14 protein-coding genes are annotated in these 14,126 nt (G+C 65.5%); 12 read left to right on the top strand and 2 right to left on the bottom strand.

What is annotated here, in order from left to right; genetic code table 11:
- Position 1: 1 nt before the first annotated feature.
- Entirely contained in the window at positions 2 to 610 is a 609-nt protein-coding gene (locus tag ACK4S2_RS11595; protein WP_409624279.1) for a class I SAM-dependent DNA methyltransferase, read from the bottom strand.
- A gap of 93 nt (positions 611 to 703) precedes the next feature.
- Between ACK4S2_RS11595 and ACK4S2_RS11600 the strand changes: the two genes are divergently transcribed.
- From ACK4S2_RS11600 to ACK4S2_RS11650, 11 genes are all read left to right on the top strand, one after another.
- Entirely contained in the window at positions 704 to 1,546 is an 843-nt protein-coding gene (locus ACK4S2_RS11600) for an SDR family oxidoreductase (protein ID WP_409624282.1), read from the top strand.
- A 334-nt stretch (positions 1,547 to 1,880) separates the two neighbouring features.
- The gene (locus ACK4S2_RS11605) at positions 1,881 to 2,105 is read left to right on the top strand and encodes a ribbon-helix-helix domain-containing protein (RefSeq protein ID WP_409624285.1); all 225 of its coding nucleotides are present in this window, start codon (positions 1,881 to 1,883) and stop codon (positions 2,103 to 2,105) included.
- A 218-nt stretch (positions 2,106 to 2,323) separates the two neighbouring features.
- Positions 2,324 to 3,748 carry a type II and III secretion system protein family protein gene (locus ACK4S2_RS11610; RefSeq protein WP_409624287.1) on the top strand — a complete coding sequence of 475 codons (1,425 nt, stop codon included), beginning with the start codon at positions 2,324 to 2,326 and terminating at the stop codon, positions 3,746 to 3,748.
- Positions 3,749 to 3,753: 5 nt separating this feature from the next.
- Positions 3,754 to 4,401, top strand: coding sequence for an OmpA family protein (locus tag ACK4S2_RS11615; RefSeq protein ID WP_409624290.1), 648 nt, complete (start codon positions 3,754 to 3,756; stop codon positions 4,399 to 4,401).
- A 239-nt stretch (positions 4,402 to 4,640) separates the two neighbouring features.
- Positions 4,641 to 5,906, top strand: a complete 1,266-nt coding sequence (locus ACK4S2_RS11620) for a CpaE family protein (protein ID WP_409624293.1) — start codon at positions 4,641 to 4,643, stop codon at positions 5,904 to 5,906.
- Between the two features lie 12 nt (positions 5,907 to 5,918).
- A complete protein-coding gene (locus ACK4S2_RS11625; RefSeq protein WP_409624295.1) occupies positions 5,919 to 7,364 on the top strand; it encodes a CpaF family protein in 1,446 nt (481 codons plus the stop codon).
- 9 nt (positions 7,365 to 7,373) lie between these two features.
- Entirely contained in the window at positions 7,374 to 8,342 is a 969-nt protein-coding gene (locus tag ACK4S2_RS11630; RefSeq protein ID WP_409624298.1) for a type II secretion system F family protein, read from the top strand.
- A 4-nt stretch (positions 8,343 to 8,346) separates the two neighbouring features.
- On the top strand, positions 8,347 to 9,333 hold the full coding sequence (locus ACK4S2_RS11635; RefSeq protein WP_409624301.1) for a type II secretion system F family protein: 987 nt from the start codon (positions 8,347 to 8,349) through the stop codon (positions 9,331 to 9,333).
- Positions 9,334 to 9,897 (top strand): tetratricopeptide repeat protein, encoded by a 564-nt coding sequence (locus tag ACK4S2_RS11640; RefSeq protein WP_409624304.1) that lies wholly within the window; start codon positions 9,334 to 9,336, stop codon positions 9,895 to 9,897.
- 25 nt (positions 9,898 to 9,922) lie between these two features.
- Positions 9,923 to 10,780 (top strand): tetratricopeptide repeat protein, encoded by an 858-nt coding sequence (locus tag ACK4S2_RS11645; RefSeq protein ID WP_409624307.1) that lies wholly within the window; start codon positions 9,923 to 9,925, stop codon positions 10,778 to 10,780.
- The gene (locus ACK4S2_RS11650) at positions 10,780 to 11,277 is read left to right on the top strand and encodes a prepilin peptidase (RefSeq protein WP_409624310.1); all 498 of its coding nucleotides are present in this window, start codon (positions 10,780 to 10,782) and stop codon (positions 11,275 to 11,277) included. The genes ACK4S2_RS11645 and ACK4S2_RS11650 overlap by 1 nt, the downstream gene beginning before the upstream one ends.
- 76 nt (positions 11,278 to 11,353) lie before the next feature.
- Here ACK4S2_RS11650 and ACK4S2_RS11655 read toward each other — a convergent pair whose 3' ends face one another.
- Positions 11,354 to 13,186 (bottom strand): M3 family oligoendopeptidase, encoded by a 1,833-nt coding sequence (locus tag ACK4S2_RS11655; protein ID WP_409624313.1) that lies wholly within the window; start codon positions 13,184 to 13,186, stop codon positions 11,354 to 11,356.
- A 154-nt stretch (positions 13,187 to 13,340) separates the two neighbouring features.
- Here ACK4S2_RS11655 and ACK4S2_RS11660 point away from each other — a divergent pair.
- The coding region (locus tag ACK4S2_RS11660) for an IS5 family transposase (RefSeq protein ID WP_409624316.1) at positions 13,341 to 14,126 on the top strand (786 nt) is incomplete at its 3' end.

Genomic DNA, 14,126 nt, shown 5'->3' on the forward strand with positions numbered 1-14,126 from the left:
ACTATCCTGCCACAGCCATCACGATACGCGCGCGGTCTTCGGCATGGGCCGGGTCAAGCGCCTGCGCCGCGGCCCCGTAGATCGGCACGTCGAGGGTTTGCCGCAGCGTCAGCCGCCCCGCCCACGTCGCCAGCGCCGCATCGAAGCCCATACGCTCCCAGACCCCAAGATTGACCGAAACCGCCAGCAAGGCCCCCGGCGCCAGCACCGCCAGCAAAGGCCCCAAGGCTTCGGGCCCGACATGACCGTGGGTAAATGTGCCCGAGCTGACCAGGCCTTCATACCGGCCCGTCCAGGGTAGAGGGCGCGTGACGTCGGCATGATGCAGGGCGCGATAAAGGCCCTTGGCGCGCGCGCGCGCCAGCATTTCCGCCGACAGATCCACCCCGTCGATCTCGCCGGCAAATCCCTGCGCCCGCAGCGCCTCGGCGCAAAGGCCGGTCCCGGCGCCCACATCCAGCACCGGCCCGCGCCCGCCTGCGGCCAGAAACGCGGCCGCCACATAGGCAGGCAGCCGATAGTCCATTTCGGCGGCAAAGCCCGCGTCATAGCTTGCAGCCCAGTCGGCATAGACGCGGGCGCTCCTCGGGGCTGCGGATGGCATAGGCATGGGTCAGGGCGCTCGTGCCGAGAGGGCAGAACGAACGGTGGCCGACTATCCAGCCCCTTGCGCCGGCGCCTGGGTCTTGGCAGGGTCGCTGGCATGAACACGCTGCTGTCCCTCGGCCACGGATACTGCGCCCAAGCGCTTGCGCGACTGCTGGTTCCGCAAGGCTGGCAGGTCATCGGCACCACCCGCGATCCGGCGCGCGCCCGGGCCTTTGCGGCCCAGGGGGTCGAGCCCCTGACCTGGCCGGTCGAAAGCCTGGCCCCTGCGCTGGCCCGGGCGACCCATGTCTTGCAGTCGATGGCGCCGGATGCGGCAGGCGACCCGGTGCTGGCGCGTCACGCCGCCGAACTGGCCGAGGCGCGCCCCGAATGGGTCGGCTATCTGTCCACCACCGGCGTCTATGGCGACCACCAGGGCGGCTGGGTCGACGAAACCACCCCCCTTACCCCGACCACCGCCCGTGGCCGCGCGCGGGTCGAGGCCGAACGCGCCTGGCAAGCCCTGGGGCTGCCCTTGCACATCTTCCGGCTGGCCGGCATCTACGGGCCCGGCCGGGGGCCGTTCGAAAAGCTCCGCAACGGCACGGCGCGGCGCATCGTCAAACCCGGTCAGGTGTTTTCGCGCATCCACGTCGCGGATATCGCGCAGGTGCTGGCCGCCTCGATCCGCCACCCCGACCCCGGCGCCATCTACAACGTCTGCGATGACGACCCGGCACCGCCGGAAGACGTGCTGAGCCATGCCGCAGCCTTGCTGGGCCTGCCGCCGCCGCCCGAAGAACCCTGGGAAACCGCCGAGATGACCCCGATGGCGCGCAGTTTCTATGCCGAGTCCAAGCGCGTGCGCAACGACCGCATCAAGCGCGACCTGGGCATCCGGTTGCAATTCCCCGATTATCGCAGCGGCCTGCGCGCCCTGCTGGCCGAAGGGGAGTGACGGGCCCGGTCAGGCCCCGGCGGCAAAGAACCTCTCGGCCGGGATCAACCCGGCCAGCTTGCCGGCGGCCAGCCAATCGGCCTTTCACGGGGCGCCGGACGGCACCAGCACCACGCCATCGCCGGGCAAGCGGCCCAGCAGACCGCGCAGACATCGACCGGCAGCGGGGGGCGTTCGCGCGCCGTGCGCCAGCAATGCGCGCGCCAGGCCGCGCCTTCGGTCTCTGGCCCGCGGTTGTGTCCGATGCCTGCCATCTGCCTCTTGCCTTGTCCCGGGCCCTTGCCGAACGGAAACCGCAAGGGCATGCTGTACGCCGAAAGGCCCCGACCGCAAGATGCCGCATCGCCCTGCCAAGCATTCGCTGACCCTGCACGGCCACCGCACCAGCGTTTCGCTGGAGGATGAATTCTGGTCTGCGCTGCAAGAGCTGGCGCAGCAGCAGGGCCGCTCGGTGGCGGCGCTGACCGCCGAGATCGATGCCGCGCGGCCGGCCGACATGGGCCTTGCGTCGGCGATCCGGCTGCACCTGCTGCGGCATTTCCGCAACAAGCCCGGGTAATTCTTCCGCGTTTCTGGTAGGTGCCAGGCAGATCGGCCGCTACAGCTTGTGTCGGACAGCACCAGCGCAAGACGATCACTGCATTCAGAAGCACCTGCAATGTCTTGATTCTTGCAATGATTCCGCATCTGAGGCAAAGTCGACGACAATGCGGGCGAATAAGACCCGTCAACCGGGCGCAGACCCGGCGGGCAGTCGTGATCGGAGAGGCAGGTCACATGGATATCAGGACCATCAGCCGGGCGGGCCTTGTTGGCGTTGCGCTGGCCTTGGCCGTGGCCCCGGTGGCCCAGGCCGAAAGCATCCGCGTGATGCGCGGAGAGGCGGCTTCGGCGTTGCAAGTGCCGATGAACCGGGCCGTTGTCGTCGAAAGCGACACCCCCTTTGCCGAACTGTCCATCGCAAATCCGGGCATCGCCGACATCTCGACCCTGTCGGACCGCTCGATCTACGTTCTGGGCAAGACACCGGGCCGCACCACGCTGACCCTGCTGTCGGCCGACGGGCGGCTGATTTCGAACGTGGATGTGCACGTCACGCCCGACATCGCCGAGTTCAAGGAACGGCTGCGCCAGATACTTCCCAACGAAAAGATCGAGGTGCGCACCGCCAACGACGGCATCGTCATGTCGGGCACCGTGTCCTACATCGGCAAGCTGGACCGCGCGCTCGACCTCGCGGCGCGCTATGCGCCGGGGCGGGTGTCGAACCTGATGTCCGTTGGCGGCACGCAGCAGGTGATGCTGAAGGTGCGCTTTGCGGAAATGCAGCGGTCGGTATCCAAGTCGCTGTCGGCTTCGCTGGCCGCGCGGGGCACGATCTTTGGCGGCAATACCGGCGCGGTCGGCGGCACGGGCAATTTCACCGGCTCGGGCGCGGTGGGCAACGTGTTCGGCAGCGGCACCTTCCCCATCGACCAGGCAAGTGCCGGTGCGCTGGGGCTGGGCTTTTCGGCCGGGTCGATGCAGTTTGCGGTGCTGCTCGAGGCGCTGGAATCGAAGGGCGTGGTCCGCACCCTGGCCGAACCCAACCTGACCGCCCTGTCGGGGCAGGAAGCAAAGTTCCTGGCCGGCGGCGAATACCCCATTCCGGTGCGCGACAACGACAGCGTTTCGGTGGAATACAAGCCCTTCGGGGTCGAGCTGAACTTTACCCCGACGGTGGTGGACGGCGACATCATCAACCTTGCGATCAACGCGGCCGTCAGCTCGATCGACACGTCGATCGCGGTGCAAACCTCGGGCATTGCCATCAACGGCTTCAAGCGGCGCGAAACCTCGACCACGGTAGAAATGCGCGACGGCGAAAGCTTTGCCATCGCGGGCCTGCTGCAGGACGACTTCCGCAACCTCAAGGGCCAGGTGCCGTGGCTGGGCGACATTCCGATCCTCGGGGCGCTGTTCCGGTCGGCCGATTACAACCGCGCGCAGTCCGAACTGGTCATCATCGTCACCCCGCATCTGGTCACGCCCACGCGCGGCGAGGCACTGGCCCTGCCGACCGACCGCGTGCGGCTGCCCAGCGAAAAGGAATTCTTCCTGTTCGGCAAGGTCACCGGCAGCGGCGCCAAGGCGCCCAAGGGGGCCGCCGGCGAAGTGGCACGGCAGGATTTCACCGCCCCCTACGGCTATGTGATGGAGTGACCGACATGGCACGCGCGCTTCGCCTCGTGGTCGCAGGGCTTGCCATGCTGACGCTGGCCGCCTGTTCCGACCGGGAAATCGGCTCGGAACTGGATGTCGCGCAGTTCGGCGACTCCACGATGAACAACACGATGATCCAGGCCGGGCTGAAGGATTACGTGATGGAACTGGGCGGGCGCTTTGCCCGCGAGGTGCCCGACACGGTGAACTTCGCCTTCAACTCGGCGGTGCTCGATGCCCAGGCGCAGGAAATCCTGCGTCGGCAGGCGCACTGGATCCGCCAGTTCCCCGAAGTGCGGTTCCGCGTGTTCGGGCACACCGACCTTGTGGGGTCCGACGCCTACAACAAGGCGCTGGGTCTGCGCCGCGCGCAGGCGGTCGTGGCCTATCTGGGCACGCAAGGCGTCAGCCGTTCGCGGCTTGAGGCGATGGTCAGCTATGGCAAGACGCGCCCGATCATCCAGACCACCAACGAGGAACGCCAGAACCGCCGCACGGTCACCGAAGTCAGCGGCTTCGTGAAGCGCCATCCGACCGTGATGAACGGGAAATATGCCGAAGTGGTCTTCCGCGAATACATCAAGGAAGGCCAGCGCCAGCACCCGAGCAACGAGATCGTGCGCACCCAGATCGGCGCAGCGCCCGGCGGCTGAGCCCGCCGTTTCCGACCCTAGGCCACTTTCCGTCGGCGCAGCCCCCCAGGCCTGCGCCGATTTGCATGTAAAATACCGAACAATTACGGTTTTTTAGCCCAATTCTCGCCACCATTGGCCGCGACCTTGAAGACAATTCAGAGCAGCACGCGGCGCCCGAGTCGCGGGCGGCGGACCAAGGCATCGGGGCACCTGCGGCCCCCTGCTGCGTGCTGCCGGAGAGAACGAGGATTGAGGCAATGGCAAGCGTGGCCCAACTGCAACCGGAACCGGCGCCCGTCGTGGCCTGCACGATCTCGCGCGATGTGCAGAACTTCGACCTGCTGATCGAAGACATGGAGGCCGAGCTTGGCGAAAGCTGGGGCGACCTTTCGTTCGGCGATGCCCTGGCCTTTTTCGACCAGCCCGAGGCGGCGGCACTGGAATTCGTCGCCGTCGCGGTGGATGGCGACGACGAGGCTTCGCTGGGCCAGATTGCCGCGGTGGTGAAGGCGGCGCACGACAAGGGGATCAAGGTGATCCTGGTGGCCGACCAGATCAGCCCGGCCGGCCTGCACCAGCTGTTGCGCCTCGGGGCCGAGGACTTCGTGCCCTATCCCTTGCCCGAAGGCGCCCTGCACGACGCCATCGAACGGTTGCGGCGCCCGGCGCCGCCGGCGGCTGCGATGGTGGCGGACAGCGATGTTCCGGGGCCGGCACAGCCGAGCTTCAAGCCCAAGGGCGACCGCGACGGGGTGATCCTGCCGGTGCACGGGTTGGCAGGCGGGGTGGGCGCCACCTCCTTTGCCGTCAACCTCGCGTGGGAACTTGCAACCCTGTCCAAGACCGATGCGCCGCGGGTCTGCCTGATCGACCTCGACTTCCAGTATGGCTCGGTCGCCACCAGCCTTGACCTGCCGCGGCGGGACCAGGTGTTCGAAATCCTGTCCGACACCGCGGCAATCGACAGCGATGCCTTCGTGCAATCCATGCTGACCTTCAACGACCGGCTGCATGTCTTCACCTCGCCTGCCGACATGCTGCCGCTCGATTTCGTCGGGCCAGAGGACATTGCCCGCATCCTCGACATGGCGCGGGCGAACTTCGACTACGTCATCGTCGACATGCCCAAGACCATCGTGCAATGGACCGAAACGGTGCTGAACCAGGCGCATGTGTATTTCGCGCTGCTGGAACTGGACATGCGCTGCGCGCAGAATGCCCTGCGGCTGGTGCGAGCGCTGAAGGCCGAAAGCCTGCCGCACGAAAAGCTGCGCTTTGCGCTGAACCGGGCGCCCGGGTTTACCGACCTTTCAGGCAAGAACCGCGCCAAGCGGCTGGCCGAAAGCCTGTCGATCCAGATCGAGGTGATGCTGCCCGACGGTAGCCGCCAGGTCACGCAAAGCAACGACCACGGCCTGCCGCTGGCCGAAACCGCCGCCAAGAACCCCCTGCGCAAGGAAATCCAGAAACTGGCCAAACAGATCCACGACCTGAACAAGGCCGTGGAAACCGCCCGCAAGTAAGGTCCGACGCCCATGTTCTCGCGCTACAAGAAATCCGGCACCGACCGCCCTGCCCCGACCGTCTCGGCGCAAGCCGCCGTTGCCCCGCCTGCGGCAGCACCGCAGCGCAGCCCCATTGCTTCGCTGAAACCGGCCCCGGTCACGGCCTTGCCGCCGGCACAGGCCGTGGCCCAGGACAAGGAGAAGAAGCGCAAGGAACGGCTGAGCGAACTGAAGGTCGAACTGCACAAGCGCCTGCTGGAAAGCCTGAACCTTTCGGCCATCGAACATGCGGCCGAAGCCGACCTGCGCGCTGAAATCGCCGACATCGCCACCGAGGCCCTGGGCGAAATGTCCGTCGTCCTGAACAAGGAAGACCGGACGCAACTGTTCCAGGAACTTTACGACGAGGTGATGGGCCTCGGCCCGATCGAGCCCTTGCTGAAGGATGAAACGGTCAACGACATCCTCATCAACGGCCCGCATCGCGTTTTCGTGGAACGGGCCGGCAAGTTGATGCTGTCGGACATCACCTTCAAGGACGAAAAGCACCTGCTGCGGATCATCGACAAGATCGTGTCCGCCGTGGGGCGCCGGGTCGACGAATCGAACCCCTATGTCGACGCCCGCCTGGCCGATGGCAGCCGCTTCAACGCGATGGTGCCGCCGGTGGCGGTGGACGGCAGCCTCGTGTCGATCCGCAAGTTCAAGAAGGACAAGCTGAAGATCGAGGACTTGGTCCGTTTCGGCGCCTTTACCGAGGAAATGGCCGCCTATCTGCAGGCCGCCGTGGCCACGCGGCTGAACGTGATCGTGTCGGGCGGCACCGGCTCGGGCAAGACCACCACGCTGAACGCGCTGTCGTCGTTCATCGACAACCACGAGCGCATCCTGACCATCGAAGATACGGCGGAACTGCAACTGCAACAGCAGCACGTCGGCCGCATGGAAAGCCGCCCGCCGAACGTCGAAGGCAAGGGGGCGGTGACGCAGCGCGACTGTCTGCGCAACGCGCTGCGGATGCGCCCCGACCGCATCATCGTCGGCGAAACCCGCGGCGAGGAAGTGATCGACATGTTGCAGGCGATGAACACCGGCCACGACGGGTCGATGACCACGATCCACGCCAACAACGCCCGCGATGCCGTGAGCCGCCTTGAAAACATGGTCGCCATGTCGGGCATCGAGATGCCGCTGAAGGCGATGCGCGCGCAGATCGCATCGGCCGTCAACCTGATCGTGCAGGCCAGCCGCCTGCAGGATGGCTCGCGCCGCATGACCTCGATCACGGAAATCACCGGGATGGAAGGCGACGTGATCTCGATGCAGGAAATCTTCCGCTATGAACGGCTGGGCGTGGCGCCGGACGGCAAGATCATCGGCCGCTTCAACGCCACAGGCGTGCGTTCGGCCTATTCCGACCGCTTCAAGCAATGGGGCTACGACCTGCCGGCCTCGATCTACGAACCGCTCCCGTAAGGACGCATCATGGAATTCTCGACCGCACCGCTGATCTACGGCCTGGTGGCCCTTGGCGTTTTCCTGCTGGTGGAAGGCATCTACCTGACGGTGTTCGGCAAATCGATCAGCCTGGATCGCAAGGTGAACCGCCGCCTCGCGTTGCTGGAAAAGGGCGGCAACCGCGAACAGGTTCTGGAACAGCTCCGCAAGGAAATGAGCCAGCACATGAAGTCGCGGGGCATCCCGCTTTATTCGGTGCTGGCGGCCAAGGCTCAAAAGGCCAACATCGCCTTTTCGCCGCAGGCTCTGGTGGGCATCATGGTGGGCATGTCGTTGCTGGCCTATCTGGGCCTGACCGTGGGCACCGAGGCCGAGCCGGCCGTGCGCGCGCTGGTGTCGGTGGTGATCGGCTTTGGCGGCGTTTATGTCTGGGTCAACAAGAAGGCCAAGAAGCGCCTCGACCTGCTGGAAGAACAATTGCCCGACGCGGTGGAACTGATGGTTCGGTCGTTGCGCGTGGGCCATCCGTTCTCGTCCGCCATCGGCATCGTGGCCAAGGAGGTGCCCGACCCCTTGGGCACCGAGTTTGGCGTCATCTCGGACGAGGCTGCCTATGGCCGCGACATTTCCGAAAGCCTGAAGGCCCTTGCGGAACGGATGGACATGCAGGACCTGCGCTTTCTGGCCGTGGCCGTCAGCATCCAGCAGCAGTCGGGCGGCAACCTGGCCGAGGTGCTGGACGGTCTGGCCAAGGTGATCCGCTCGCGTTTCAAGCTGTTCCGCAGGGTCAAGGCGATTACGGCCGAAGCGAAATGGTCGGGGATGTTCCTGTCGGGCTTTCCCATCGTTGCGATGGTGCTGATCCAGGTGCTCAAGCCCGACTACTACGACGACGTCAAGGAAACCGCCTACTTCATTCCGACGGCTCTGGTCGTGGCCACCTTCCTTGTCATCAACGTGATCTACATGAAGATCATGGTCAACATCAAGGTTTGACCTCATGGACATTCTCAACCAGATCAATGCGTTGATCCAATCCTACCTGGGCCCTGCGGGCCCGGTCATCCTGGTGGCGGGTCTAGGCCTCGCGCTGGTGGCGCTTGCCTTGCCCTCGATGCTGAACAAACGGAGCGATCCGCTGGACAAGCTGCGCGCCCAGTCCCGCAAGGGCGCGGCCAAGGCCGACCCGACCAAGGCGCTGCGCACCAGCGACTATGCCGACAAGCTGGAAAAATACGCCCATTTCCTGGAGCCCGCCAAGGCCGAGGAGCTGAGCGCGGCCAAGCTGAAGATGCTGCGCGCCGGCTATCGGTCGAAGAATGCAGTCCGCAGCTTTCACGCCGCCCAGTTCGTGCTGGGCCTGTCGTTGCTGGCGGCCGGCGTGATCTATACGCTGGCCACCAAGGGCGATGCCAAGCCCGACTCAACGTCGCTGCTGATGACCACGCTTGTTCCCGGCGTCGTCGGCTATTTCCTGCCCAGCTACTGGGTGGAACGCCGCATCCAGACCCGGCGCGAGGAAATGATCAACGGCTTTCCCGACAGCCTCGACATGATGCTGGTCTGCGTCGAGGCCGGCCAGTCGCTGGACCAGTCGATCATCCGGGTGTCCAAGGAGATCAAGCTTGGCTACCCCGCGCTTGGCGAGGAATACGAAATCGTCGCGCAAGAGATCAAGGCCGGCAAGGAACGGACGCAGGTTCTGAAGGATTTCGGCGAACGCTCGGGCATCCCGGACATCGCGTCCTTCGTGACCACGATGGTGCAGTCGGCCACCTTCGGCACCTCGATCGCCGAGGCGTTGCGCGTCTATGCCGGGGAAATGCGCGACAAACGCGTGATGCGCGCCGAAGAAAAGGCCAACGTCTTGCCGACCAAGCTGACCTTGGGCACAATGCTGTTCACGGTGCCGCCGCTGCTGATCATCCTGATCGGGCCTTCGCTGTATGGCATCGCCACCACGCTGGGCGGCGGAGGAGTGTTCTGAGTGCGACGTGAACGATGCGGGTGGCCTGTTGCCGCCCTGCTGACGGTCCTGCTGGCCGCCTGTGGCAACACGGGCGGCCTTGGCGCACCCGAGGGGGTCGCGCCCGGCACTGATCGTCGCGGACAGGCGGTCGATGGCTTGACCGTAGGGCATCGTCTGCTGGAAGCGGGCGAACATGAACTCGCGCTCAAGGCCTATTACCGCGCGGCGGCCGAACAGGGCATCAATGCCGATGTCCTTTCGGCCATAGGCTCGGCCAACCTGAAACTGGGCCGCCTGGGCCAGGCCGACCAGATGCTGCGCCGCGCGCTGGAAATCGACCCCGATTTCGTGCCGGCCCTGAACAACCTTGGCGTCGTGCTGATGGAAAAGGGCGAGACCGGCGAGGCACGGCGCGTGTTCCAGCGGGCCTTCGCGCTCGACAGTGGCAAAACGGACTCCATCCGCGAAAACCTGCGACTGGCTATCGCGCGAACCGAAAACCGTGTTATTGATAGCAAGCAAGAGGCAGACTTTTCGTTGGTTCGCCGCGGACAGGGGGAATACCTGCTGCTGACGAACTGACACGACGAGCAGTAAAGGACGCAAAATGCGCCACACCATGATTGCTGCGCTATGCCTTGGCGGCATGGCGCTGACCGCCTGCCAGCGTGCCACCGACGCCGAAGTGTCGCGCACGCTGAAGAATGTGAACGTCATCGACGAAAGCAACCTCAGCGACATCATGCTGACCGTGGCCGACCCTGCAGAGTCGGTCAGCTATTTCCAGCGCACGGCCGCCGAAAACCCGGAGCGGATCGACCTGCAACGGAACCTGGCCAAGGCCCTGGTGCGCGCCGGCCGCCCAACCGATGCCGCGAAGGTCTGGCAAGGCGTGATCGCGCGCCCCGACTCCACGCCCGACGACAAGGTGGACATGGCCGATGCCCTGATCCGGTCGAACGACTGGGCCAAGGCGCAAGAGGTGCTGGCATCGGTTCCGCCAACGCACGAAACCTTTCAGCGCTATCGGCTGGAAGCGATGGTCGCCGATGCGAACAAGCAGTGGAAAAAGGCCGACAGTTTCTATGAGATCGCCTCCGGCCTGACCAACCGCCCGGCGGGTGTGCTGAACAACTGGGGGTATTCCAAGCTCAGCCGGGGCGACTTCGCCGGGGCCGAGAAACTGTTCATCGAGGCGATCAGCTACGACCCCAAGCTGTTCACCGCCAAGAACAACCTGGTCATGGCCCGCGGCGCCCAGCGGCGCTACGACCTGCCGGTGGTGGAAATGACCCAGGTCGAACGGGCCGAGCTGCTGCATACGCTGGCGCTGACCGCGATCAAGCAAGGCGATGTCAACGTCGGGCGCGGCCTGCTGCAGGATGCAATCGACACCCACCCGCAGCATTTCGAAGCGGCAGTGCGGTCGCTGCGGGCGCTCGATGCCAACGTGAAGCGCGGCTGATGCTGGCCGCCGCTGCGCGCGAGGCGCTGTGGTTCCTGCCCTTCGTCGCCCCGGTGGCGATCTGGGTGGCCTGGTCCGACATGAAGTTCATGAAGATCCCGAACAAGGCCGTGCTGGCGCTGGCCGGGGTCTTTGCGACCATCGGCCTGCTGGCCGTGCCGCTGCCGGAATACGGCTGGCGCTGGATGCATCTCGCGGTCGTGCTGGCCATCGGCTTCGTGCTGACCATTGCGGGCGCGATGGGCGCCGGCGATGCCAAGTTCGCCGCCGCGATGGCGCCCTTTGTGGCGCTTGGCGATGCCCGGCTGTTCATCGGCATCTTCGCGGCCAGCCTGCTGGCCGCCTTTGCGGCGCACCGTCTGATGCGGGCCGTTCCGGCCTTTCGCGCGGCCACCCCCGACTGGGCCAGTTGGACCCATGCCAAGTTTCCCATGGGCCTTGCGCTGTCGGGCGCCCTGCTGATTCACCTTGGCGCTGTGGCGATGCTCGGGCGCTGAGGCCCTTTGTCTGTGCCCGAATACCGCGCCGGGGTGCAGGCCCCCCGAGGGGCGACGCGCCGGCCCCTTGCGCCGCTCAGGCCTCCATCGCCTCCAGTTCGTCGATGAAGCCCGCAATCATGTTCAGCCCCTTGTCCCAGAAGGCCGGGTCGGAAAGATCGAGGCCAAAGGGGGCCAGCAGATCCTTGTGGTGCTTGGACCCGCCGGCTTTCAGCATTTCGAAATACTTGTCCTCGAACCCCGGCAAACCGCCGGCGTAGGCGGCATAAAGCGCGTTCACCAGACCATCGCCGAAGGCATAGGCGTAGACGTAGAAGGGCGAATGCACGAAATGCGGGATATAGGCCCAGAAGGTTTCGTAGCCGTCCATGAACTCGAAGGCATCGCCAAGCGACTGCGCCTGCACGCTCATCCACAGCGCGTTGATGTCGTCGGGGGTCAGCTCGCCATCCGCCCGGGCGGCGTGCAGCTTGCATTCGAAGTCGTAGAACGCGATCTGGCGGACAACGGTGTTGATCATGTCCTCGACCTTGCCCGCCAGCAGGGTCTTGCGTTCGGCCGGTGTGCGCGCGTTGTCGAGCAGCCTGCGGAAGGTCAGCATCTCGCCAAAGACCGAGGCGGTTTCGGCCAGCGTCAGGGGTGTTGCCGACAGCAACTCGCCCTGCCCTGCCGCCAGCACCTGATGCACGCCGTGGCCCAGTTCGTGCGCCAGCGTCATCACGTCGCGCGGCTTGCCCAGATAGTTGAGCATGACGTAAGGGTGCACCGTGGTCACCGTCGGGTGCGCGAACGCCCCCGGTGCCTTGCCCGGCTTGACCCCGGCATCGATCCAGCCGCGGCGGAAGAACGGGTCGGCAAGTTCGGCCATGCGCGGGTCGAAGGCGGCATAGGCGTCCAGCACGGTCCGCGTCGCCTCGTCCCAGTTCACCAGACGCGGGGTTTCCGTCGGAAGCGGGGCGTTGCGGTCCCAGACCTGCAGTTTGTCGAGGCCCATCCAGCGCGCCTTCAGCCGGTAGTAGCGATGCGACAGCTTGGGGTAGGCCGCCACCACCGCATCGCGCAGCGCCTGCACCACCTCGGGCTCCACATGGTTCGACAGGTGGCGCCCATGCTGGGGCGTGGGCATCTTGCGCCAGCGGTCGACGATTTCCTTTTCCTTGGCCAGCGTGTTGTGGATGCGGGCAAACAGCTTGACGTTGCGGTCAAACACCACGGCCAGAGCCCGTGCCGCCGCCTCGCGGCGCGCGCGGTCGGTATCGGTCAGCAGGTTCAGGGTGGATTCGAGGTTCAGCGGCTCGTCCTCGCCCGGAACGTCGAAGGTCAGGCCCGCCATCGTTTCGTCGAACAGCTTGTTCCAGGCGCTGGCACCGACAACCGATGTGTCATGCAGAAAGGTTTCCAGCTCGTCCGACAGCTGGTGCGGGCGCATGGCGCGCATGCGTTCGAACACCGGCTTGTAGCGCGCAAGCTCGGCATCGGCGGCCAGCAGGTGCGAAAGGTGGTCGTCCTCCAGCCGGTTGAACTCCAGACTGAAGAACACCAGCGGCGTTGTCGCCGTGGTGATGCGGTCCTGACAGTCGGCCATGAACTTGGCCCGCGCGCTGTCCATCGTGTTCTGGTAATAGCGCAGGCCCGCAAACGACATCAGCCGGCCGGCCACCACGTCGATCGCCTCGTAGCGGCGCACGCAAGCCAAAAGGCCTGCGGCATCCAGCGTGGCAAGCTTGCCCTGATAATCGGCCGCAAAGCCTGCCGCTTCGGCATCCAGCCAGTCGAGATCGCGCGCGACCTCGGGGGCTTCGGGGCTGGCGTAAAGGTCGCGCAGATCCCATTCGGGCAAACCGCCAAGGCCATTGCCCGCGCTTTCGGCATGGGCGTCACGGACGGTGCGGTCGTGGCTGGGGAACATCGCGGACCTCTGGTTGTGCGGGCCTGCCACACATAGGGCGGTCGGCCGGCATTCTCAACTGCCCAAACGCCCTAACAGGCTGCTGAAGAAGTCAGCCCTCGACCCGGAGTTAGGAACATGATTCACCCTTTGCACGACAACGGTGGGGGTGATGATGCGCGGGACGGACGAGGCGAGCGGGTCGCTGTTCAGCTATGTCGATCTTGAAGAGCGCATCCCCGCCCGGCATCCGCTGCGCAAGATCCGGCAGGTGGTCAACGAGGCGCTGGCCAGTCTCGATGCCGAGTTCGAGGCGCTCTACACCGATTTTGGCCGGCCCTCGATCGCGCCGGAGCGGTTGATCCGGGCGAGCCTGATCCAGATCCTGTTTTCGGTCCGCTCGGAGCGGCAGTTGATGGAGCAGATGCAGTATAACCTGATGTTCCGCTGGTTCGTGGGCCTCGGCATCGACGATCCCGTCTGGGTGCCGACGGTCTTCACCAAGAACCGGGACCGGCTGCTGACCACCGACATGTCGCGCAAGGTCATGGCGGCGATCCTGGCGCATCGCGAGGTCGCGCCGCTGTTGTCGGACGAGCACTTCTCGGTCGATGGCACGCTGGTCAAGGCCTGGGCTTCGATGAAGAGCTTCCAGCCGAAGGCTGATGATACGCCTCCCGACGACGATCCGGGCAACCCGCCCGGACCCGAGACCACCACCGAGGATCAACCCCAGACGACCGATACCGACCCGATGTCCCGTCCAACCCGCCAGAGCCGCAATGCGGAAGTCGACTTCCGGGGCGAGAAGCGTTCCAACGCCACCCATGCCTCGACGACCGACCCGGAGGCGCGCCTCTACAAGAAGTCGCCGGGCACTGGTGCCATGCTCTGCTTCATCGGCCATGCGCTGATGGAGAACCGCTCCGGCCTGATCGTGCAGGGCGACCTGACCCAGGCC

This window comes from Gemmobacter sp., from assembly GCF_046292685.1.
In the GTDB taxonomy this organism is placed as follows: Bacteria; Pseudomonadota; Alphaproteobacteria; order Rhodobacterales; family Rhodobacteraceae; genus Wagnerdoeblera.